Here is a 20,774-nt window from a genome sequence, read left to right as displayed (position 1 = left end):
ATTGGTAGACACGCTGGACTTAAAATCCAGTGAACAGCAATGTTCGTGCGGGTTCAAGTCCCGCTCTGAGTACTAAAACTTCAATTGGCTTCGCTAATTGAAGTTTTTTTTTTGGGAACAATCGTAAGTCCAATTTTTTCTATTCGATTGCTTAGAGATGGTTATTTGTGTTTTTAAAACCTTTTTAATTAGCCTTATAATCTTTAAATTCTCTTCTTAGAAATGTAATGATAAATTTGTTTTCTTAGAAATTACATTATGAATAAGCTAATAAGGTTATAAATAGTTTTCAAAAGTTTGATTCTACTGAAGATGCTATTCGAGGTTTTTTGTGGAGGAAAAATTTATGAAGAACGAATTTCTTGTTGAAGAGCATAAAAAAAACTTTATTTGTAACTTCTATCGGAATAGATTTGGAAGAAGCGTTTCAAAAAGTGGAAAGTATGGCGGGCGAATTTCGAATTCCGACTTTGTTGAAAGAAATGGATCGGCTGACTAAGGAAATATAAATTGAATTCAATTGTAAAACGAAAATGAATCTAATAATCCAGTCCCTTTTGCCTGACGATTCTATTTCGCATTTTGTTCACAGCTTTTGGATGGTGGAAAATAAATCGGGAAAGGATATTCCTGGGACGATTCTTCCAAACGGAATGGCTGACATGACGTTGATGAAAATGAATTCTGAAGATTGGGAAATTTCAATTCGCGGACTTGATACAATGCCGGGTCAGGTAATAATTGCCAAAGATGCCAAAATATTTTCTGTTGGATTTAAACTTTTGGCTGTCGAATATTTCTTCGGAGATTCTATAAAAGATGTTTTAAATGAAGGGAAAATAATTCCGAATGATTTTTGGCAATTTGAAGAATTTGATACAGAAAGTTTAGAAAATTTTCAGAAAAAAGTAACGCAGAAAATCAATTCAATTTCCATAAAACCAATTGATAACAGAAAGAAAAAATTATTTGAACTGATTTATTCCTTACACGGAACAATTACAGTCAAAGAACTTTCTGAAAAAGTGTTTTGGAGCAGTCGCCAGATCAACCGTTATTTTAATCAGCAATTCGGAATTTCGCTTAAAGAATATTGCAAAATTTTGCGTTTTGGATCTTCGTTTAAAGATTTAAGCGAAGGCAAACTTTACCCCGAATTAAATTTCACCGATCAAAATCATTTTATCAAAGAAATTAAAAAATACTCCGGCGTTACGCCAAAAGAACTGAGCAAAAATACCGATGAACGTTTCATGGATATTTTGGCGATTAAAAAACTGCCTCCACAAAACGACTGATTTTTACTATTTCAGCAACTGCTTTCTTCGCAATTTTGTATCACATTAAACGATACAAAATATGTTACTTCAAAATAAAAAAATAGCCATTATTGGCGGTGGGCCAGTTGGTCTTACCATGGCAATATTATTACAACAAAAAGGAATTGATGTTTCAGTTTACGAAAGAGACAAAGATGCGCAAACCAGAATTTGGGGCGGAACGCTCGATTTGCATAAAGGCTCAGGACAGGAAGCGATCAAAAAAGCAGGATTGTTAGAAGAGTATTTTGAACTCGCAATTCCGATGGGAAGAACCATTGCTGATGAAAAAGGAAATGTTTTATCTGTTCAAAAAATAACACCGGAAGAAGCACAGGATAATCCCGAAATCAACAGAAATGATCTAAGGACTTTATTGCTCGAAAGTTTAAAAGAAAATACGCTTATCTGGAATAGCAAAGTAACTGAACTTGAAGCAAAAGACGGAAAATGGATTTTGCATTTTGAAAATAAAGAAACTGCAATCGCAGATTTTATCATTGGAGCAAATGGTGGAATGTCGGCAATTAGAAAATATATTACGGATGCCGAAGTTGAAGAAACCGCAACGTACATGATTCAAGGTGAAGTTTCTGATGCTGAAATTTTATGTAAAGACTTTTTTAATTTATGCGATGGTACTATTCTAATGTCTGCTTACGATGGTAATTTATTAGTTGCAAATCCGAAGAATAAAGATTCGTTGAGTTATACTGTTATTTTCAAAACGCCTTTAGATTGGTCTTTAGAAAATGAATTAAATCTTAAAGATCACGAAAGTATAAGTTCATTTCTAATAAATTGTTTTTCAGAATGGAGTAAAACTTATAAAGAGTTAATTTGTGCCACAACATTTTTTGTGGTATTGCCAACGCGAAAAATTTCATTAGAAAAAGAATGGAAAAACAATCGCATTTTGCCCATAACACTTATTGGCGACGCAGCGCATTTAATGCCTCCTTTTGCCGGACAGGGCGCAAATATTGGACTTGTCGATGCGATAATTTTGGCAGAAAATCTTTTGGACGGAAAATTTGAAAGTATTGAAACCGCAATTTCAGATTATGAACACAGAATGTTTATTTATGCCAAAGAAGCGCAGGAAGAAACCAGAAATAATGAACTTATAATGCGGGATCCAGATTTTTCTTTTCTGAAATTTTCCAAATAAATTTTTTAGGTATTCATTTTTAGTTTCAACGTTATTTGTTTTGCCAAATAAAAATGTAATTTTATGACTACTAAACTATAAATTATGGCTACCAAAAAACTAGAAGAAATGAGCAATGAAGAATTGCTTAAAAATGAAAAATTAGTAAAAACAATATTTTACATTTTGATATTTTTTGCCTTAATCTTGTTGGCAGCGGGAATTTGGCTCACAATTGTAAAACATAAATTTAGTGCGTTGACAGTTGTTCCACTATCACTAGGAATAATCGCATTAGCAAATGCAAGCAATTTGAAAAATTTGCAGAAGGAGAAAAAAAGCAGAGGATTGTAAAAATAATATTCTCTATAAAAGCAAAACTCCTTAATTTCTTAAGGAGTTTTTTTGGCTTTAAATTCTCAGAAATTACATTCCCGGCCAATATAAAAAATTGAATTTATGACCATCAGGATCGGTAAAGCCAAAAGTATAACCTTGCTGAAAATTTTCGGGTTCAGAAAAGATTTTGGCGCCAGCTTTTTTTACAATTTCGTACCATTCATCTACATTTTCTCTACTGTCTGCTGATAAAGAAAAGATGATTTCATTTTCCGTTTTGGAATCAGTAGATTTGCCTCTTAACGCATTGTCGAATCTTTTAGGAATAAAAAAATTAATAACAAAGCTATTTTGGCCATAAATAAAACTTACTAATTCTTCTGTTTCTTTTCCGTTTTGCTGGAATCCCAGATCCGAATAAAATTGAATCGTTTTTTGCAAATCATGTGAAACCAAGTTTGCCCATATCATTTTAGTTTTCATAAACTTTAGTTTTTAGAATAGTTAATAAACTAAGTTAGCAAATTAATGTCTTGCATACTTTTAATGAAATTGTAAAGTTTTGTTCTGGCTATCTTTTGTCTTAATTTTGTACGATAGCCAGAAGATGTAAAGGCTAAAAAATAAAGAAGAAATAAAAGTGAAAAAGGTAGAAACAAGCTGGTCTATTTGTGAAGAATGTCAGGGAAGAGGTAAAAAAAGCCAGCGAATAAGCAAAAAAGTAAAGCTTCGTTATCAATTGGAATTGGAACAATTTCAAAATAATGGCGAAGAAGGAAAAGCGCCAGTTCCTCCCAAAGCACATATGAAAATCTGCTTAAATTGCGGCGGATCTGGATTAATTCACGCTTTAAATTCTCCAATTGCTGAGACAGAAAAATATCCTCACATTGCTATTATTGGTGGCGGAATTGGCGGAACAGCTTTAGCAGTCGCCTGCTTACACCGAAAAATCCCTTTTACTCTTTATGAACGCGACAATAATTTCGAAGCCCGATCACAAGGGTACGGACTCACTTTGCAACAAGCCAGCAAAGCAATGGCAGGATTGGGAATTTTGAAATTAAAAGATGGAGTAGTTTCCTCAAGGCATTTGGTTCACACTACCGAAGGGAAAGTCATTGGTGAATGGGGAAACAGAAAATGGATTCAATCCGATTCTAAAAAATCCCAAAAACGTTCCAATATTCATATCGCCCGACAATCCTTGCGTCTAGAACTTTTGGAACAGCTTGGTGAAAACGATGCCATAAAATGGGGATATCAATTAATCGATTTTAAGCAAAAAGAAGAAAACGTTGAGCTCATATTTAATGTAAATGGCGAAATAAAAAAATCTACAGCCGATATTGTAGTTGGTGCCGATGGAATTCGTAGTTCGGTACGAAAATTTTTGATTGGTGATGAAGTTGCGCCTTTGCGTTATTTGGATTGTTTAGTAATATTAGGCATTTGCTCTTTAAGTGCGGTTGAAGGTATTGAAAGTTCTTTATTAGATTCGGCTACGGTATTTCAAACCGCCAATGGAAATGAGCGAATTTACATTATGCCCTATAAATCAGATTCTGTAATGTGGCAGCTTAGTTTTCCGATGCCTGAAAATGAAGCAAAAGAATTAAGTTCAAAAGGTGTGAAAGCACTAAAAGAAGAAGCTTGCAGAAGAACAAAGTGGCACGATCCGATTCCGCAAATTCTAAAAGCTACTGAGGAGATTCATATTTCCGGTTATCCTGTTTACGATCGCGAATTGCTTGATAGTGAATTATTAAAAAATGGCGGAAATGTAACGCTTATTGGCGATGCGGCACATCCAATGAGTCCGTTTAAAGGGCAGGGCGCAAATCAGGCGTTGTTGGACGCACTTTCCTTGGCGCGAGGTGTTGTAAAAGGATGCAAATCTTTATCGCATTGGAAAAAAGCAGGATTGCGAGAAAGTGTTTTAAATGAATTTGAAGCCGAAATGCTAAAACGAAGTGCCGTAAAAGTAAAAGATTCTGCAGATGCTGCACAATTCCTTCATTCCGAAATTGTACTTCAGGAAGGTGACGAGCCGAGAGGACGTTGTTTGAAGAAAAAAAAATCTTAGATATTTCTTGATAATCATGAAGTTTCTGGTTGAGATTTATTGTGGTAAGTTATTGAAGAATAGATTTTTATGATTAGTCGTACTTACGAATAAAAAAAGTCGTACTATTTTGTTTAAAGCAAATGAGTATGACTTTTTTTATTCGGTCGTGTAGCCGAGGCTTCTTTCTCAAATTTGTATCGAAATAAATTTCTAACCTAAAATTCGATACAATGAAAACTTCAGTAAAATTTTTAGCAGTACTAATATTAATAAGCAACTTTTCTTTTGGACAAGAAATAACTAAAAAGATTGATTCCATAATAAAGGGCAATTATCAAAAAAAACCTAAGGTTGGTATAAGTGTTGGTTTTATTAAAAATGATGACGAATATTTTACAGCCTATGGTGATTTGAATTCTGAAAGTCAAATTCAAATCAATAAAAATTCGTTATTCGAAATTGCATCGATTACTAAAATTTTAACTTCAAATCTGATTGCGCAAGCCGTTATTGAGAATAAAATAAAAGTAGATGATTATATAGACAATTATCTTCCGAAGGAATATGATCTGCAGAAAAATCTTCAAAACAAAATAAAAATTTCAGATCTGGCTTCTCATCAATCTGGCTTGCCTGATATCGATTTTGGAAAACTAATCGAATTAAATCCGCAACAGCCTGTAAGTAATGTGACCGAAAAGACATTGGTTGATATAATCAATAATTGTAGTGAACTGAAAGATTATGGTAAATATCGTTATTCTACAATTGGATATACTTTACTCGGGCAAATAGTAGAAAAAGTGTATAGTAAGAATTACGATCAAATTATTAGAGAAAAAATAATTGTACCGTTAAAAATGAAAAATACATTTACGAAAGACTTTAATGTAAAAAACATTACAACAGCTCACAATCCTGAAGGTGGCATTCAGGAATTCTTTAAATGGAATGTTACTGCACCAGCCGGATTAATAAAATCAAATGCGGCTGACATGGTTACCTATTTAAAAGCAGTTTTAAATAGTAAAACTTCAGTCGGGAAAGCTGCGATCATTACTGAAAAAATCTTTTATAAAGATCAAAAAAGAGAAATGGGTTTAGGCACAAATATTGTCACTGATGATAAAAATACAATCTATATGAAATCAGGTGATTCAATGGGACAATCTTCAATTATCTGTTATAACCGAGCTAAAAATTGGGGTATTATTATATTATTAGATCAAAGAAATTCAAAAATGAGACAAGACCTCCTGAATACAATTTATGATACCGTTTTGAAATAAATACAACATCTCTAGATTCTGATTTCAAATGATTTATCGGAATGCTTTTTGCAGAATAGTAATTATTCAATTAAAATTTGAATTACCTATAATGATCTAAAAGTATGTGTTATAAAAACATAAAACGAATTTTATCTACATTCGGAATATTGATTTTCTTCCTTCCCTTTTTTCAGATGTGTTCTAATGGATCTCTAAAATCAAGACCTGCAATTTTTAAAAACCAATCAAATACCCAAGATCCATTGGAAAAAGAGGTTGCTTTTGAAAAAGCTAAAAAGAATGCAACTTTAACAGGTTATGATTTGGCTTTAGATTTTGAAATTTCGGTGCTGTCAATATTTACGATAATTACGTTTTTGAATTTCATTATCTGGGTTTTTACACTTCGAAATTTCGAAATTGGCATACTTTCTTTTTTAAATACAATGTTATCCTTAATCGCTATTGTTGTATTGTGTCTTACGATTCCGTTTGGGCAGTTGAGATATGGGATTTTTTTATTTCAGTTAAATTCATTACTGCTCTGTTATTTTGTTTTTAAAGAGGAATGAAAGAATTGAATTCAAAAAAAAAATTGCAAAAAAATAAGTCACCAAAAAACTCCTTAAGAAATTAAGGAGTTTTTTTGTATTTTGTTTTTAAAAGATTGAAAAACTTTCGTTTGGCTTTTTTTACCCTTTTAGTGGGGAGAGCAGGATTCGAACCTGCGAAGTTCACACAGCAGATTTACAGTCTGCCCTCGTTGGCCGCTTGAGTATCTCCCCAAATTCCGCATTGTAAATTTGTAATCTATAGACAATCGGTAAGGCGTAAAAAAAACTCCTTAATTTCTTAAGGAGTTTCTTGGTGGGCGATGAGGGGTTCGAACCCCCGACCCCCTCGGTGTAAACGAGGTGCTCTGAACCAGCTGAGCTAATCGCCCTATTTTACTAGGTTGCTATCGTTTGTGATTGCGAGTGCAAATATACGCTAGTTTTTGAGTTCTGCAAAGAAAATACACTAAAAATTTAAACTTTTTTTAATGTGTTTTCTATCTTGCTGAAGCAGAAAATGTTATAAACGTAATTTTTTTAAGTATTTTTTATTTTGAAAGTGACGGAACGTTCCTATAGATGTAATCGCTGTGTTTTCCGGTGAAAGATTTTTCTAATTCATCAAAAAAAGCATCAGCATCTTTTTCATTTGGCCATGTTGCTTTAATCAATTCGTCTATCTTTTCACTTGATTTTTCCATATCGGCTAGAGAATCGTAGAAAAAGGCTTCCATGAAATCAGTGCTGTTGGAGCCCCACGAGTGCCGAAACGGATAATAGGCCTTTATGTAAGGATCTTTAAAAGTGATTTTATCATTAAATTCTTTTGCCAATTTTCCGTTTCCTTTCATGCTCAATTGCGATTTTCGGATATAGACAATCATTGGTTTTTTGGTTATGTCTTTATAGGGTTTCTCACCAACAGAAGTTATGCTTTGATAAATTTCGTCTGAATGTGTAGTGGTGTAAAAAGCATCATATTTTTCAAAAAATGCTTTTCTGGCTTTTTCATCTGGCTAGGCTTTTTTAGCTAAATCATCGCTGATGGTATTTGCTTTTTCAATATCTTCCCAATTTCTGTAAACGTTGACTAAAACAACTTCTGTATTGTCATTGGTATAGTAATGGGTTAGGAGTTCTGAGCCAATAATAAGATCATTTTTGCTGGTAATTTTGTCAAAATATTCCTGTTCAGCAGCCTTCCAGTCTTTCGCTTTTGCATCTAAACTACGGTGCAGGGTCGTCATGGTGATGAAGACTGGTTTTTCTTTTTCCTGTGCGTACGTGGCTTCGCACCATAGGGACATCCATAGGACGAGCCCTAGAAGTGTACTTCTTGTTTTCATGATTAAATTTGTATTGGTTATTAAAAAAACTAAGCACAAATTTAATCTATTAAAAATCAAGTAGTTATGATTTTTGAATAAAGTTTTGCTTCCAGTTTTGATCTGGAATTTAAAACGCTGAATTTAAAGGGAGTTCAGCCACTACAAAGGTGCTTCCGCCTGCGTAAATGAAATCATTTTTTGTAGCGTTTTTCTTTGCATCTAAAAAAGCTTTTTCAACCGAATCGTATTTTTCTCCAATTAAATCATACTTTTTGGCTGTATCTTGCAGTATTTCAGTGCTTAATCCCCTCGAAGAATCGGGTCTGCAGAAATAATATTGTGCTTTTTTAGGGAAGAGCGGTAAAATAGAATCCAAATCTTTATCGTTAACAACACCCAAAACGATATGCAGATTTTCGTAAGTTTCTTTTTGAAGCTGATTCATAACCACAGACAAACCGTGTTTATTATGCGCTGTGTCGCAAATAATTTTCGGATTCTCGCCAAGCTGTTGCCATCTGCCTTGAAGACCAGTATTTTTTACAACATTCAATAATCCCGATTTTAGTTTTTCATTTGAAATTTTAAAATCAGTAGTTTCATTTAAAATCTGAATCGTTTGTTGTACCGTCTTTTTATTGTGAAACTGATAATCCCCAATTAAATCGGATGGAAAAACTTCTAAAATTAAGTCCGAAGCAAAATAAATCGGTGCTTTGTTTTCTTCGGCTTTCGCCAAAAACACAGGCTGCGTTTCATCTGTATATTCGCCAATGACAACCGGAATATTTGGTTTTATAATTCCAGCTTTTTCACCGGCAATCAAAGCAGGCGTATTCCCGAGAAACTGAGTATGATCTAAATCTATATTCGTAATTACTGAAATTAATGGCGTAATAATATTAGTTGCGTCTAATCTTCCGCCCAAACCAACTTCAATAATCGCAATATCAACTTTTTCGGCAGCGAAATAATCAAAAGCCAATCCAACAGACATTTCGAAGAAACTCATATCATTGGCTTCAAAAAAGCTTTTGTGTTTTCCAATAAATTCAATTACAAAATCTTCTGAAATTTCTTCGCCATTTATTCGGATTCTTTCTCTGAAATCTTTTAAATGCGGTGAAGTATACAATCCAACTTTATATCCAGCTTCCTGTAAAACCGAAGCCAGCATGTGCGAAGTAGAACCTTTTCCGTTTGTTCCGGCAACGTGAATGCATTTTAAATGATCTTGCGGATTATCAAGATGTGCGGCCAATAATTTAATATTGGTTAAATCTTCTTTATAAGCCGAAGCGCCCTGAAGTTGATACATTGGCAATTGATTAAACATCCAGTTTGTAGTCTCTTGATAGTTCATTTATTTGGATAAAATGGTTGTTGATTGAAATAAATTTCGATTTTTGTAGTTTAATATTACAGCGGAAATTATCTTTAGTGCAAATTTCAAATAATTTTTAGAATTAATCATAAAAACCAGAATTAAAATATGTTTAGCTTCATTCAATTACAAACAGATACAATCGCAAATGCCGCATCTAACGTAGTTATTCAAAAAATCGCTCCTGAAACTGAGATTTCGGTTTTGGATTTTATTTTAAAAGGAGGATTTTTCCTTATACCAATTGCACTTTTACTTTTTTATACCATTTATATAATTTTTGAACGCTATTTGTATATCAGTAATGCTTCAAAAATTGATCCTAGATTAATTCAGGATGTTGGAGATAAATTAAATTCTGGAAATATAGAGTTGGCAAGAACAATTGTTGAAAGAAGCAATACTGCAGCCGGAAATATTCTAAAAGAAGGAGTTTTAGTAATTGGAAGACCAATTGCAGAAATCGAATCAAACATGGACCGCGCCGCTGATATTGAAATTGGTGAAATGGAAAAGCATTTAGGTCATCTTGGACTAATCGCTGGTATTGCACCAACGCTTGGTTTTATTGGAACAATTTCAGGAGTTATTAAAATTTTCTACAGCATTTCAGTTACAGAAAATATAAGTATCGGAAACATTTCTGGAGGTTTATATGAAAAAATGATCAGTTCAGGTTCTGGATTAATTGTGGGAATTATTGCTTATAGCGCGTACCATTTGCTGAACGGAAAAATTGATAATTTTGCTTTAAAAATTCAGAAACAAATATTAGAATTTGTCAATATAATTCAAAGAGCATAAGCTATGTCGATTAAAAGAAAAAGAAGATTTCATGCTGAGGTCGCCACTTCATCATTAAGTGATATTATGTTTTTCCTGCTGTTGTTTTTCTTAATTATTTCAACGCTGGCAAATCCTAATGTGATTAAAATGACGTTGCCAAAAGCCAAAGCAAATGAAAAAACCAATAAACAATTAATCAGTTTATCAGTTACTGAGGATAAGAAATTCTACATCGACAAAGAACCGGTTGATTTTGAAAATCTAGAAACCAGTTTAATGTCTAAAATCGGCACAGACAAAGAACAAACAGTTGTAGTTCGAATTCCGTTTAATTTACAAGTTCAAGATTTAGTAGATGTTTTACAAATAGGAGTGAAGAATAACTTGAAGTTTGTAATTGCTACAAGTCCGAAGTAATACTAAATTAGAAGATGATTGATAAAAAGCTAGAAAGATTAAAATTTTTATTTGACAAGAGAAAATTTGGAGATCCAGAATGGGAGAGAAGAGGTTTAAATCCTTCAAGTTCTGAATTATGTGACCATTTAGAAAATAATTTTAATTTATGCTTAAATTCTTTAATTATTTTAGTAGAAAATAATTCATCTGAGAAAGTACTAAAGAAAGAGTTAAATAAAGGATTGAATAGTTTCGATAAATCCAATTTTGATACAGAAGAGAAAGAGTTTATATGTGATTATTTCAATGAAATTTCAAAAATAATTGAAGTAAATTTTAAAAATGAATTGAATACTTGGCTTTATGGTTCATTATTGAACTTTATTTTCAAAGTATCAGATTTTATAAAAGGGAGAGAGAAAGTTGTTGAAACTTTATCACAAAATTGCACAAAATGCGATGCAAATTTAGAAACCTTTATTTTACAAAAAGAGGAAGGTATTCCAGATTCTGATTTTTTTATTGTGAGATGTAAATCCTGTAGAGAATTTAATTTAATTGATAAAGGTCCAAATATTAAACAATTAAGATTTGGAGAATATGAATTGGAAGAACAGCTATCTCGAAATCAATATGATTTAGATGGTGCGAGAATAAGATTAAAGCAATTACAGTTTTTTAGAAAATAAAATAAAAAGGCTTTCAGATTTCTGAAAGCCTTTTTTAATTCGTGTAAATCCGTGAAATTCGTGTTTTAATTCAAACTAAAATTATAAGTAATAGTTCCAGTTTGTTTTGCAGCTGCATTTTCATCAGCAGACCATTTTGTATTCATTGCGGCCATCCTAGCTTGTTCTCTTAAACATTTAGCTGTAATTGTAGTTCCTTTTGCTCCTGCAACGGCACTAATAGTATTACCATTTTGATCAACGGTAATTTGTACTACTACAGTTCCTGTTTCATTACTGCATTCGCTATTTGGTTTAGGTTTAGATAATGCTTTGCGTCCATTTAAAGCATATCCTGATCCTCCGCCAGAACCACCGCCGCTTCCAGCTCCGTAACCGCTTCCTGTACCAATTCCATGTCCGGTTCCGTTACCGCCTCCGGTTCCTCCGCCAGAACCACCGCTTCCATAATAACCTTTCGAATTTAAATCCCCATTTGATTTTCCTTTATTTCCGGCGACTTTATCATCGCCATCTCCGCCTTTGTTCGATCCTTTTAAAATGCTAGACAAGGCATCGTTTGTAGAGTTGGAAACCTTTGGTTTTTCAGGAACAGGTTTTTGTACCGGTTTTTCAACAGGAACAGGTTTTTTTGGTTTTTCTTTTGTCGGAATAACTACGTCATTATCTGTAGTTGTGTTTTCCTGAGAAATTATGGCTTCTTCTTCTGGAGTTGCTTTAGCAGGAGCTTGTTTTACATTGTTTTTTACTTCCAGAACTTCGCTTTTGTAATTGGCACCAGAACCTAAATCACTGTCGCCAAAGTTCACAGTTACGCCACCACCGCCGCCGCCATCAGCAAGTGCAACGTTATTTTCTGGGTTGTATGGAGGCCAAAAACGTATGAAAAACATCAATAAAATCAACAGTCCACAAATAATGGTTGACATTATAAGTGATTTTTTTTTATCAGAAAGTGACGAATTTAATATAGGACTAAAAAGCAATCCGAAAAAAAGGATTGTAAGACGACTACCATTTTTTAATAGCGAACTCATTATTCTGAATTTTGAAATGTATTATTTTAAAAACGTTTAAAAGTAGTAAAAATTGTTTAGAAAGAAAGTGGAAATTTAACCGTAATCCCGATAACTATCGGGAGCAAAGATTTACGCAAAGCACGCAATCTATTTTTTTTAATCTTGAAAAGAGTGAAGCTTCGTTTCCGTTCCGAAGGAACAAATTATATTGTAGAGCTGGACTTTAGTCCAGTTTACTTATAACGATATTGTTGAGGTAAAAAAAACGAGCCAAATAATAATTTGACTCGTTATAATATGCAGTATAAAAAAATTACACTAATTGTTTCAATGCAATTTCAAAAGCAGTTGCACTGATATTTGTTTTTGATGAGCTTAAGCTATGCGCTTTAACAATGGCATTTTTAATCGTTTCTGATGTATCATTAAAAATAGCCTCATCTGTCATTTGAACTTTTTTCTCCATGAAATAAGCAAAAACTCTCGCCATTCCGCAGTTTGAAATGAAATCCGGAATCAAACTTACTTTGTGGTCTACCTCTTCCATAATTGATCCGAAGAAAATTTCTTTATCAGCAAAAGGAACATTTGCACCACATGAAATAACTTCTAATCCATTTGCAATCAAATTATCGATTTGTGCTTGCGTTACTAATCTTGAAGCTGCGCAAGGCGTGAAAATTTCAGCACCGATTGTCCAGATTTTAGAATTGATTTCTTCAAACGGAATCATATTTTCAGCAACTAATTTGTTTCCGTCTTTATTTAAAAACAAAGTTCTGATTTCTTCAAAAGAAAAACCTTCTTCTTTAATCAATCCTCCGTCACGGTCAATAATTCCGATAACTTTTGCACCCATTTCAGCTAAATAGAAAGCAGCTGCAGATCCAACATTTCCAAATCCCTGAACGATTGCTTTTTTGCCTTTGATTTCTCCTCCATAAGTAGCGTAGAAATGACGAACCGCTTCGGCAACGCCATAACCGGTAATCATATCAGCAACTGTATATTTTCTTGTTACATCTGGAGAAAATTTTGGGTTTTCAATTACTTTGATAACACCTTGACGCAATTGACCAATTCTGTTGATTTTATCAGCTTCTGTAGGTTTGAAATGTCCGTTGAAAACACCTTCCTGCGGATGCCAAACACCACATTCTTCTGTCATTGGGATTACTTCGTGAATTTCATCAACATTTAAATCTCCACCAGTTCCATAATAGCTCTTTAATAAAGGAGAAACCGCTTTGTACCAGCGCTGTAAAACGCCTTTTTTACGAGGATCATTTGGGTCAAAATTAATTCCAGATTTAGCGCCTCCAATTGCTGGTCCAGAAACTGAAAACTTAACTTCCATGGTTTTTGCCAAAGACAAAACTTCGTTCATGTCTAAGCCTTTTCTCATTCTAGTTCCTCCTCCCGCAGCTCCTCCGCGCAAAGAATTAATAACTGTCCATCCTTCAGCCTCAGTTTCAGAATCTTTCCAGTTAAAAACAATTTCAGGTTCCTTATTTTCAAATTGCTGTAATAAATCTTTCATTTTGTTGAGATATGTTTATTTTGCGTAAAAGTATAAAATAGAATAATGCGAATAATGTATTTTATGGCAAATTTAATGAAAGAAAAAAAAGAAAGCCGAAAACGATAAGGTTTTCGGCTTTTGGATTTCGAATCTTTTTAAGAAATTCTGAATTATATTCCTAATAAGTGTTTTTTCAAAGTTTCGTCAACTGGTTTGTCTGAAAGCCAGATTCCGAATAATGCTTGTTTGAAATCAAATCCTGTGATTTTTCCTTTTGGGACATCATTTTTAATTACGCTAACGGTTTGATCAAGTGGGTTGTAAAACAAAACAAAGACGTCTTTTTCTGTAATAGGATCGCTTAATAATGTTTTGAATTGCTCAATTCTTGGACGTAAAGCTTCAAGATTGCTTCCTGCAGATTTTTCAAAACCTGTGTTCATTGCTTTTGTCAGTTTATTTGAAGAAACCATAGAAGAAGTGATTTCGATTCTAACCGCCATTTCAGTATCACTGTCAATAATGAATTTTGGATCTTGGCTTAATTGCGATAAATAAAGCGCCTGGACATAAACTTCCAACCACATTTTTGATCTTCCACCAGCACCATTTAGCTGCATTGTTTTATTTTGGACTTCAATTTTTCTTGGAACCGTTACGCCGTTTACTTCTAGTTGGGCTTGTGCCGAAACAGTCGAAAATTGCACGCTGAAAATAAGTGCAAATAATAGTAAAATCTTTTTCATACTTCTATCGATAATTTTTGTTTTTTGGCAAAAATACTTTTAATTTCTAAATTCTGTTCTCTAAAAATACATGTTTTTTATTAAAGTTATATATTTTTTTTGATTGTATTTATTTCATTATCAATTTAGTAAGACTTGCTTTACGTACATTTACGTGTTCCAAAACCGGTTGCGCACTTTTTTAACTAAATTTTACTAAAACTTTATAAATAAGACCTTTTTGATGCATAATTATATTCTTAAATTTTAAAGAAATCCTTGAAGTATTGCAGTTAGTTTTTTGAAAATGCCGAATAATTACGAAAACGTTATCGTAATTATTGCTGATCTATTAATTTTATATGCATGCATTGTTAATTTGACTTTTAAAAATTATCTTTGGAAGCCTTTTTTAAAGCAAAAAAAAATACAAAACACAAAAAACAAATTATTTCCATCACCGAAAATTTTTCGATTTTGGTTCTAAAAAAAAAAATAAACTAACAAAGACTATGGATTTTAATCTTACCGAAGAGCATTTAATGATTCAACAGGCTGCCAGAGATTTTGCTCAAAACGAATTGCTGCCTGGTGTTATTGAACGTGATGAAAAACAAATTTTTCCAACAGAACAAGTAAAGAAAATGGGACAATTAGGTTTCATGGGAATGATGGTTGATCCGAAGTACGGAGGAAGCGGGCTTGATGCTATTTCATACGTAATTGCTATGGAAGAAATTTCGAAAGTTGATGCATCAGCTTCTGTGGTTATGTCTGTAAATAATTCATTAGTTTGCTGGGGTTTACAAGAATTTGGAACCGAAGAGCAAAAACAAAAATATTTGCCAGGTTTGGCTTCAGGTGAAATTCACGGTGCTTTCTGTTTGAGTGAACCAGAAGCTGGAAGTGATGCGACTTCTCAAAAAACAACAGCAGTTGATATGGGAGATCACTACTTAGTAAACGGAACAAAAAACTGGATTACTAATGGAAATACGGCTTCAGTATATTTAGTAATCGCTCAAACGCATCCAGAGAAAAAACACAAAGGAATCAATGCTTTGATTATGACCAAAGATATGCCAGGTTTTTCTATTGGTCCGAAAGAACAAAAAATGGGAATTCGTGGCTCTGATACGCATTCATTAATGTTCAGTGATGTAAAAGTTCCTAAAGAAAATAGAATTGGTGAAGACGGTTTCGGATTCAAATTTGCCATGAAAACTTTGGCAGGAGGAAGAATCGGAATTGCTTCTCAGGCATTAGGAATTGCTTCTGGAGCTTATGAATTGGCTTTGAAATATTCGAAAGAGCGTAAAGCTTTTGGAACAGAAATCTGCAATCATCAGGCAATCGCTTTCAAATTGGCTGATATGGCTGTAAATATCGAAGCGGCGCGTCATTTATGCATGAAAGCAGCTTGGGATAAAGATCAAGGTAAAAACTATGATGTAAGTGGTGCTATGGCAAAATTATTTGCTTCACAAGTAGCAATGGATACTGCAGTTGAAGCGGTTCAAATTCATGGCGGAAACGGATACGTGAAAGAATATCATGTGGAGCGTATGATGCGTGATGCAAAAATCACTCAGATTTACGAAGGAACATCTGAGATTCAAAAAATTGTAATTTCAAGATCTGTTATTGCAGGATAATTTATCTTAAATATATTTCAAAACCCTTTCAGGCTTTCTGCTTTGAAAGGGTTTTTTTGTTTAGATGTTAAAATTGCTACATTTACATCAAGAAAATTTATTCTATGTACGAAGATTTAAAATATTGGTACTTGCGGGATCATAAATTGTTTAGAACGCTGAGTTATTCACAAATCAAACAACTGTGCATTATCACCGGTTTTAAAAAAGCATCAAAAGGAGAAATCATTTATTTTTCTTCTTCAGATGTGCCTAGGATTTTTTTGCTTAAAAAAGGAAATATCAAAATTGTTTCGATCGATGAAGATGGAAATGAAACGATAAAAGATATTATTCAAAAAGGAGATTTATTTGGTGAATTGACGTTAGAAACAGATAATAAAGTCGAAGAATATGCAAAAGTACTTTCTGACGATGTTGCAATCTGTAGTTTTTTAATGTCTGATTTTGAAGATTTATTATTGAGGAATCCAACTTTGGCACTTTCATATACCAAATTTGTTGGTTTGAAAATGAAGCGCATCAAAAACAGTTATTCTAATTTGATTTCTAAAGATGCTAAAACCAGATTGTACCAATTTCTAAAAGACTGGGCAGAGAGTGAGGGAGCTGCAAACGGTAATTCAGTTACGATCGAAAATTATTTAACCCAAAATGATATTGCTCAAATTATTTGTACTTCCAGACAAACAGCAACACAATTGCTGAATGAAATGGAAACGAACCAGTTATTAATTTACAACAGAAAAGAAATTATCATTCAAGATATTACCAAATTATAATTATTTTAAGCGAAGTGTAAATTAGCCGACATTTTGTTTTTTCATAGTACAATAATTTTACATCATCAAAAAAGATGTAAAACCACTACACTATGAAAAAAAAGCTTTTTATTTTTTTAGCAGCTTTTACTTTAGCTGTTAATGCGCAGAACACAATTCCTAAATCTGCGGTCGATATTGCTCCTTTATTAATAGGAGAGAAAATTCCAAACATTACTTTAAAATCATCTGAAAATACAGATGTAAATATTTCAGATTTATTTAAAAAGAAAAAAACAGTTCTGATTTTTTACCGCGGCGGCTGGTGTCCGTATTGCAATTTACATTTACAGTCATTGGCTGAAGCCGAAAAAAAAATCATCGACTTAGGTTATCAAATTATAGCCGTAAGTCCGGATTCTGCTGAAAATTTAAAAATAACAGAAGAAAAGGATAAAGTAAAATACACCTTACTCTCTGACTCAAAAGGCGAATTGATAAAAGCGGTAGGAATTGCTTATCAGGTTCCGGAAAACTACAAAACAGTTATTAACGTACATTCTAATGGAATCAATACCAGTTTGCTGCCTGTTCCTTCTGTTTTTGTTGTTAATACTGAAGCTGATATACTTTTTGAATATATCTCGCCAGATTTTAAACAACGTATCTCTGCAGAATTATTAGTGTCAGTATTAAAAAACCTTAAATAAAATAAAGATGAAAAAGTTAATATTATTGTTATTGATTTTAGTTTCAGGCAGTTCATTTGCTCAAAATGATGCCAAAAGAGTGAGCCAATATAATTTAGAAAACAAAGTAGGTATTCAGGGTTATGATCCTGTTGGTTATTTTAATCAGGGAAAAGCAGTTAAAGGGAAAAAAGAAATTTCGACTTCGTATCAAGGAGTGACTTATAATTTTTCATCAGCTGAAAATAAAAATGCCTTTTTGAAAAACCCATCAAAATATGAACCTCAATATGGCGGATGGTGTGCGTATGCAATGGGAAGTGCAGGCAAAAAAGTAGAAATTAATCCAGAGACTTTTAAAATTAGCGATGGAAAACTTTATCTGTTTTATAATGCTTATTTTAATAATACGCTGAAAAGCTGGAATCCGGATGAAGCGGAGTTAAAAGTTAAGGCAGATAACAATTGGAAAAAAATATACAAATAACCAGAAGCCATGAAAAAGGAAATTATAATATGGGTCTTGAGAATAACGGCTTCGGTAATTTTATTGCAAACCTTATTTTTTAAATTCAGCGGAGCAGAAGAAAGTGTTTATATTTTCTCCACTTTAGGCGTAGAACCTTATGGAAGAATTGGCTCTGCAATTGCCGAATTAATCGCAGCGATTTTGATTTTGATTCCAAAAACAACCTGGATTGGAGCATTTGGTGCAACCGGAATTATGATTGGAGCTATTTTGTCACATTTATTTGTTTTAGGAATTGAGGTTCAAAACGACGGCGGATTACTTTTTGTGTTAGCTGTTATTACGTTGTTGTGCAGTTTAGGTTTGCTTTATTTCAATAAAAACAAATTGTCTAATCTTCTAAATTAAAAGTTATGTTACTAAAATCAATACGCCGCAGTTTAGATGAGGTAACGGATTTATTGAATCAATTATCTGATAAAGATTATTCAAAATCCTGTGAGGCTTTAAGTAATGCCACAATTGGCGAACACACAAGGCATATTCTGGAGATGTTTCAATGTCTTCAAAATGGATATGATTCGGGAATTATAAATTATGATAACCGGGAGAGAAATATCAGAATTCAAACTGAAACAGAATTTGCTAAACACTGCATCAACGAAATTAAAGCAAGTTTGCAAAGCGAGAATAAAATAATGTTTCTGGAGCAGTTTATTGACGGACTTAACATGAGAATTCAAAGTAATTATTACAGAGAACTACTTTACAATTTGGAACATTGCGTACATCATCAGGCTTTAATAAAAGTCGCTGTACGAGAATTTGAAAATGTTTTAGTAGATGACAATTTTGGCGTAGCGCGTTCAACCATAGAATATAGAAAACAATGTGTACAGTAAGTTTTGTAAATAACAACGGCACTGTAATTATTACTTCAAATCGGGATGAAAAAGTAATTCGTCCCGGTGCTGAAGCGCCAAGAAACTTTTTTCATAAAGGAAAAAATATCATGTATCCAAAAGATTCAAAAGCTGGCGGAACCTGGTTTGCAATTGATGAAAACGGAATTGTTCTGGTTTTGTTAAATGGCGGAATTATAAAACATACTCCGGTTCTTCCTTACAGAAAAAGCCGCGGATTAATTCTCCTTGATATTATTTCCGATGCTTCGCCAAAGGATTTTTGGAAACAGATTAATTTAGAAAATATAGAACCTTTTACGTTGGTCTTGTATCAAAAAGAAGAATTGTATGAATTAATTTGGGATGGCTCAGGAAAAAGAACAACAAAATTAAACCAATTTGAACGTCATATTTGGTCATCTGTCACTTTATATTCTGAAGAAATACGAAAAAAACGATCCAGCTGGTTTTTTGATTTTGTAAAAGATAAAAATGAAATCTCGGCCTTGGATATGTTGGATTTTCATAAAAATACACATAATGGCGATACACAAAATGGTTTGATCATTAACAGAGAAAATAAGATGAAAACATTAAGTGTAACGCAAGTTGTGATAGAACAAAATAAAGGTGCAATGAAATATTACGATTTAATAAAAACAGAAGATTTTTCAACCTCTTTTATTCGAATTTAAAATATAAAACAATGAAACTATTTTTTCATAAAATAACCAATTGGGAATATTGGCCGTTTCAGGTTTTATATTTTCCAATTTATTTTCTTTGGGCTTATTATGCCATCCAAGCAAAATCAATTTTTTTCTTTAATGCCTCAAATCCAAAAATTAAAAATGGCGGATTTATGATGGAAAGCAAAAAACAGATTTATGATTTGCTTCCGCCAAAATATTATCCAAAAACAATTCTTTTTAAAGAAAAAACAGATTTAAAAACAATAGCCGATGCAATTATAGAAAAGCAGATTTATTTTCCATTAATTGCCAAACCAGACATTGGTTTGCGTGGTTCGGGTGTGAAAAAAATAAAAACCATCAATGAATTAAAGGAATATGCAGAAAAAGCAAATTTTGATTTTTTGGTTCAGAGTCTAATTCCATTTAAAAATGAAGTTGGGATTTTTTACGTTCGACACCCACATCAAAAAAACGGAAAAATTACCGGAATTGTATCTAAAGAATTTTTAACTGTAATAGGAGATGGCAGGTCTACGATTCAAGATTTAATCAAACAAACTCCAAGATTTCAATTGCAATTTGATGTTTTGAAAGAAGAATATGGACATCAGCTAAACCAAATTTTACAAAAAGGGGAATCGTTAAATCTGGTTCCGTTTGGAAATCACGCAAGAGGTGCAAAATTTCTTGACGGAAGTAATTTGATTACTTCACAACTGACCGATATGATCAATGAAATTGCCATGCAAATTCCGGAATTCTATTTTGGACGTTTTGATATCATGTATAATTCTTTTGAAGAATTAGAGCGAGGAGAAAATTTTCAAATTGTAGAACTTAACGGAGCGGCGAGTGAGCCTACACACATTTATGATCCAAAACATTCGGTATGGTTTGCTTGGAGAGAATTAGCCAGACATATTACTTATATGTATGAAATAAGCGCCGAAAACCATAAAATGGGAGTTCCTTATTTAGATTATAAAGTGGGGATGCGCGAATACAAATTGCATTTGATTCAAAACAATAAAATCATGAATTTTTAAA

The 20,774-nt window shown here is 33.0% G+C and carries 24 protein-coding genes and 2 tRNA genes; 17 read left to right on the top strand and 9 right to left on the bottom strand.

Going from position 1 to position 20,774, the window contains the following annotated elements; translation table 11 throughout:
- The first annotated feature begins 533 nt into the window (after positions 1 to 533).
- The 3 genes from ACWA1B_RS21985 (at position 534) to ACWA1B_RS21975 (ending at position 2,823) form a co-directional block, all read left to right on the top strand.
- Positions 534 to 1,298, top strand: a complete 765-nt coding sequence (locus tag ACWA1B_RS21985; RefSeq protein WP_456910655.1) for a helix-turn-helix domain-containing protein — start codon at positions 534 to 536, stop codon at positions 1,296 to 1,298.
- Between the two features lie 61 nt (positions 1,299 to 1,359).
- Entirely contained in the window at positions 1,360 to 2,490 is a 1,131-nt protein-coding gene (locus tag ACWA1B_RS21980; RefSeq protein ID WP_456910653.1) for an FAD-dependent oxidoreductase, read from the top strand.
- Positions 2,491 to 2,574: 84 nt separating this feature from the next.
- Entirely contained in the window at positions 2,575 to 2,823 is a 249-nt protein-coding gene (locus ACWA1B_RS21975) for a hypothetical protein (RefSeq protein WP_456910651.1), read from the top strand.
- 72 nt (positions 2,824 to 2,895) lie between these two features.
- Here ACWA1B_RS21975 and ACWA1B_RS21970 read toward each other — a convergent pair whose 3' ends face one another.
- Positions 2,896 to 3,291 carry a VOC family protein gene (locus ACWA1B_RS21970; RefSeq protein ID WP_456910649.1) on the bottom strand — a complete coding sequence of 132 codons (396 nt, stop codon included), beginning with the start codon at positions 3,289 to 3,291 and terminating at the stop codon, positions 2,896 to 2,898.
- A 157-nt stretch (positions 3,292 to 3,448) separates the two neighbouring features.
- On the opposite strand from ACWA1B_RS21970, the gene ACWA1B_RS21965 reads away from it, so the two are divergent.
- From ACWA1B_RS21965 to ACWA1B_RS21955, 3 genes are all read left to right on the top strand, one after another.
- Positions 3,449 to 4,894 carry an FAD-dependent oxidoreductase gene (locus ACWA1B_RS21965; RefSeq protein ID WP_456910647.1) on the top strand — a complete coding sequence of 482 codons (1,446 nt, stop codon included), beginning with the start codon at positions 3,449 to 3,451 and terminating at the stop codon, positions 4,892 to 4,894.
- Positions 4,895 to 5,106: 212 nt separating this feature from the next.
- Entirely contained in the window at positions 5,107 to 6,165 is a 1,059-nt protein-coding gene (locus ACWA1B_RS21960) for a serine hydrolase domain-containing protein (RefSeq protein ID WP_456910645.1), read from the top strand.
- Between the two features lie 104 nt (positions 6,166 to 6,269).
- A complete protein-coding gene (locus tag ACWA1B_RS21955; RefSeq protein ID WP_456910643.1) occupies positions 6,270 to 6,719 on the top strand; it encodes a hypothetical protein in 450 nt (149 codons plus the stop codon).
- Positions 6,720 to 6,851: 132 nt separating this feature from the next.
- Here the strand turns inward: ACWA1B_RS21955 and ACWA1B_RS21950 are convergent.
- From ACWA1B_RS21950 to ACWA1B_RS21930, 5 genes are all read right to left on the bottom strand, one after another.
- Positions 6,852 to 6,932, bottom strand: a tRNA-Tyr gene (locus tag ACWA1B_RS21950).
- An 80-nt stretch (positions 6,933 to 7,012) separates the two neighbouring features.
- Positions 7,013 to 7,090, bottom strand: a tRNA-Val gene (locus ACWA1B_RS21945).
- A 159-nt stretch (positions 7,091 to 7,249) separates the two neighbouring features.
- Entirely contained in the window at positions 7,250 to 7,585 is a 336-nt protein-coding gene (locus tag ACWA1B_RS21940; RefSeq protein WP_456910641.1) for a hypothetical protein, read from the bottom strand.
- Between the two features lie 132 nt (positions 7,586 to 7,717).
- On the bottom strand, positions 7,718 to 8,047 hold the full coding sequence (locus tag ACWA1B_RS21935; RefSeq protein WP_456910639.1) for a hypothetical protein: 330 nt from the start codon (positions 8,045 to 8,047) through the stop codon (positions 7,718 to 7,720).
- Positions 8,048 to 8,156: 109 nt separating this feature from the next.
- Positions 8,157 to 9,392 carry a bifunctional folylpolyglutamate synthase/dihydrofolate synthase gene (locus ACWA1B_RS21930; RefSeq protein ID WP_456910637.1) on the bottom strand — a complete coding sequence of 412 codons (1,236 nt, stop codon included), beginning with the start codon at positions 9,390 to 9,392 and terminating at the stop codon, positions 8,157 to 8,159.
- 129 nt (positions 9,393 to 9,521) lie between these two features.
- Here ACWA1B_RS21930 and ACWA1B_RS21925 point away from each other — a divergent pair, with 129 nt between their 5' ends.
- The 3 genes from ACWA1B_RS21925 to ACWA1B_RS21915 are packed head-to-tail and all read left to right on the top strand — an operon-like array spanning position 9,522 to position 11,287.
- Positions 9,522 to 10,217: a MotA/TolQ/ExbB proton channel family protein gene (locus ACWA1B_RS21925; RefSeq protein WP_456910635.1), complete on the top strand. Its 696-nt coding sequence runs from the start codon at positions 9,522 to 9,524 to the stop codon at positions 10,215 to 10,217.
- Positions 10,218 to 10,220: 3 nt separating this feature from the next.
- The gene (locus ACWA1B_RS21920) at positions 10,221 to 10,616 is read left to right on the top strand and encodes an ExbD/TolR family protein (protein ID WP_026728937.1); all 396 of its coding nucleotides are present in this window, start codon (positions 10,221 to 10,223) and stop codon (positions 10,614 to 10,616) included.
- Between the two features lie 14 nt (positions 10,617 to 10,630).
- The gene (locus tag ACWA1B_RS21915) at positions 10,631 to 11,287 is read left to right on the top strand and encodes a DUF4844 domain-containing protein (RefSeq protein ID WP_456910633.1); all 657 of its coding nucleotides are present in this window, start codon (positions 10,631 to 10,633) and stop codon (positions 11,285 to 11,287) included.
- A gap of 65 nt (positions 11,288 to 11,352) precedes the next feature.
- On the opposite strand, the gene ACWA1B_RS21910 is transcribed toward ACWA1B_RS21915, so the two are convergent.
- From ACWA1B_RS21910 to ACWA1B_RS21900, 3 genes are all read right to left on the bottom strand, one after another.
- On the bottom strand, positions 11,353 to 12,216 hold the full coding sequence (locus ACWA1B_RS21910) for an energy transducer TonB (protein ID WP_456910660.1): 864 nt from the start codon (positions 12,214 to 12,216) through the stop codon (positions 11,353 to 11,355).
- Positions 12,217 to 12,619: 403 nt separating this feature from the next.
- Positions 12,620 to 13,846: a Glu/Leu/Phe/Val dehydrogenase dimerization domain-containing protein gene (locus tag ACWA1B_RS21905; protein WP_456910631.1), complete on the bottom strand. Its 1,227-nt coding sequence runs from the start codon at positions 13,844 to 13,846 to the stop codon at positions 12,620 to 12,622.
- Positions 13,847 to 13,998: 152 nt separating this feature from the next.
- Positions 13,999 to 14,574, bottom strand: a complete 576-nt coding sequence (locus tag ACWA1B_RS21900; protein ID WP_456910629.1) for a chalcone isomerase family protein — start codon at positions 14,572 to 14,574, stop codon at positions 13,999 to 14,001.
- A 491-nt stretch (positions 14,575 to 15,065) separates the two neighbouring features.
- On the opposite strand from ACWA1B_RS21900, the gene ACWA1B_RS21895 reads away from it, so the two are divergent.
- From ACWA1B_RS21895 to ACWA1B_RS21860, 8 genes are all read left to right on the top strand, one after another.
- Entirely contained in the window at positions 15,066 to 16,208 is a 1,143-nt protein-coding gene (locus ACWA1B_RS21895) for an acyl-CoA dehydrogenase (RefSeq protein ID WP_456910627.1), read from the top strand.
- A 104-nt stretch (positions 16,209 to 16,312) separates the two neighbouring features.
- Complete coding sequence (locus ACWA1B_RS21890; RefSeq protein WP_456910625.1) at positions 16,313 to 16,990, top strand: Crp/Fnr family transcriptional regulator; 678 nt, start codon at positions 16,313 to 16,315, stop codon at positions 16,988 to 16,990.
- A gap of 92 nt (positions 16,991 to 17,082) precedes the next feature.
- Complete coding sequence (locus ACWA1B_RS21885) at positions 17,083 to 17,679, top strand: peroxiredoxin-like family protein (protein WP_456910623.1); 597 nt, start codon at positions 17,083 to 17,085, stop codon at positions 17,677 to 17,679.
- Positions 17,680 to 17,686: 7 nt separating this feature from the next.
- Positions 17,687 to 18,145: a YHS domain-containing (seleno)protein gene (locus ACWA1B_RS21880; RefSeq protein WP_456910621.1), complete on the top strand. Its 459-nt coding sequence runs from the start codon at positions 17,687 to 17,689 to the stop codon at positions 18,143 to 18,145.
- A gap of 9 nt (positions 18,146 to 18,154) precedes the next feature.
- Positions 18,155 to 18,535: a DoxX family membrane protein gene (locus ACWA1B_RS21875; protein ID WP_456910619.1), complete on the top strand. Its 381-nt coding sequence runs from the start codon at positions 18,155 to 18,157 to the stop codon at positions 18,533 to 18,535.
- Positions 18,536 to 18,540: 5 nt separating this feature from the next.
- Positions 18,541 to 19,029 (top strand): DinB family protein, encoded by a 489-nt coding sequence (locus ACWA1B_RS21870; RefSeq protein WP_456910617.1) that lies wholly within the window; start codon positions 18,541 to 18,543, stop codon positions 19,027 to 19,029.
- Positions 19,017 to 19,727, top strand: coding sequence for an NRDE family protein (locus tag ACWA1B_RS21865; protein WP_456910615.1), 711 nt, complete (start codon positions 19,017 to 19,019; stop codon positions 19,725 to 19,727). Before ACWA1B_RS21870 ends, ACWA1B_RS21865 begins: the two co-directional genes overlap by 13 nt.
- A gap of 11 nt (positions 19,728 to 19,738) precedes the next feature.
- Complete coding sequence (locus ACWA1B_RS21860; RefSeq protein ID WP_456910613.1) at positions 19,739 to 20,773, top strand: ATP-grasp domain-containing protein; 1,035 nt, start codon at positions 19,739 to 19,741, stop codon at positions 20,771 to 20,773.
- The last annotated feature ends 1 nt before the right edge of the window (position 20,774 follow it).

Source organism: Flavobacterium xizangense, assembly GCF_054075145.1.
The sequence above is the reverse complement of the archived record's forward strand: the minus strand, read 5'-3'. Positions and strand labels throughout refer to the sequence as shown.

Coding starts and splice junctions, on each gene's coding strand:
- ACWA1B_RS21985 (WP_456910655.1), top strand. CDS start 534: ATGAATCTAATAATCCAGTCCCTTTTGCCTGACGATTCTATTTCGCAT.
- ACWA1B_RS21980 (WP_456910653.1), top strand. CDS start 1,360: ATGTTACTTCAAAATAAAAAAATAGCCATTATTGGCGGTGGGCCAGTT.
- ACWA1B_RS21975 (WP_456910651.1), top strand. CDS start 2,575: ATGGCTACCAAAAAACTAGAAGAAATGAGCAATGAAGAATTGCTTAAA.
- ACWA1B_RS21970 (WP_456910649.1), bottom strand. CDS start 3,291: ATGAAAACTAAAATGATATGGGCAAACTTGGTTTCACATGATTTGCAA.
- ACWA1B_RS21960 (WP_456910645.1), top strand. CDS start 5,107: ATGAAAACTTCAGTAAAATTTTTAGCAGTACTAATATTAATAAGCAAC.
- ACWA1B_RS21955 (WP_456910643.1), top strand. CDS start 6,270: ATGTGTTATAAAAACATAAAACGAATTTTATCTACATTCGGAATATTG.
- ACWA1B_RS21940 (WP_456910641.1), bottom strand. CDS start 7,585: ATGATTGTCTATATCCGAAAATCGCAATTGAGCATGAAAGGAAACGGA.
- ACWA1B_RS21935 (WP_456910639.1), bottom strand. CDS start 8,047: ATGAAAACAAGAAGTACACTTCTAGGGCTCGTCCTATGGATGTCCCTA.
- ACWA1B_RS21930 (WP_456910637.1), bottom strand. CDS start 9,392: ATGAACTATCAAGAGACTACAAACTGGATGTTTAATCAATTGCCAATG.
- ACWA1B_RS21925 (WP_456910635.1), top strand. CDS start 9,522: ATGTTTAGCTTCATTCAATTACAAACAGATACAATCGCAAATGCCGCA.
- ACWA1B_RS21920 (WP_026728937.1), top strand. CDS start 10,221: ATGTCGATTAAAAGAAAAAGAAGATTTCATGCTGAGGTCGCCACTTCA.
- ACWA1B_RS21915 (WP_456910633.1), top strand. CDS start 10,631: ATGATTGATAAAAAGCTAGAAAGATTAAAATTTTTATTTGACAAGAGA.
- ACWA1B_RS21910 (WP_456910660.1), bottom strand. CDS start 12,216: ATGTCAACCATTATTTGTGGACTGTTGATTTTATTGATGTTTTTCATA.
- ACWA1B_RS21905 (WP_456910631.1), bottom strand. CDS start 13,846: ATGAAAGATTTATTACAGCAATTTGAAAATAAGGAACCTGAAATTGTT.
- ACWA1B_RS21900 (WP_456910629.1), bottom strand. CDS start 14,574: ATGAAAAAGATTTTACTATTATTTGCACTTATTTTCAGCGTGCAATTT.
- ACWA1B_RS21895 (WP_456910627.1), top strand. CDS start 15,066: ATGGATTTTAATCTTACCGAAGAGCATTTAATGATTCAACAGGCTGCC.
- ACWA1B_RS21890 (WP_456910625.1), top strand. CDS start 16,313: ATGTACGAAGATTTAAAATATTGGTACTTGCGGGATCATAAATTGTTT.
- ACWA1B_RS21885 (WP_456910623.1), top strand. CDS start 17,083: ATGAAAAAAAAGCTTTTTATTTTTTTAGCAGCTTTTACTTTAGCTGTT.
- ACWA1B_RS21880 (WP_456910621.1), top strand. CDS start 17,687: ATGAAAAAGTTAATATTATTGTTATTGATTTTAGTTTCAGGCAGTTCA.
- ACWA1B_RS21875 (WP_456910619.1), top strand. CDS start 18,155: ATGAAAAAGGAAATTATAATATGGGTCTTGAGAATAACGGCTTCGGTA.
- ACWA1B_RS21870 (WP_456910617.1), top strand. CDS start 18,541: ATGTTACTAAAATCAATACGCCGCAGTTTAGATGAGGTAACGGATTTA.
- ACWA1B_RS21865 (WP_456910615.1), top strand. CDS start 19,017: ATGTGTACAGTAAGTTTTGTAAATAACAACGGCACTGTAATTATTACT.
- ACWA1B_RS21860 (WP_456910613.1), top strand. CDS start 19,739: ATGAAACTATTTTTTCATAAAATAACCAATTGGGAATATTGGCCGTTT.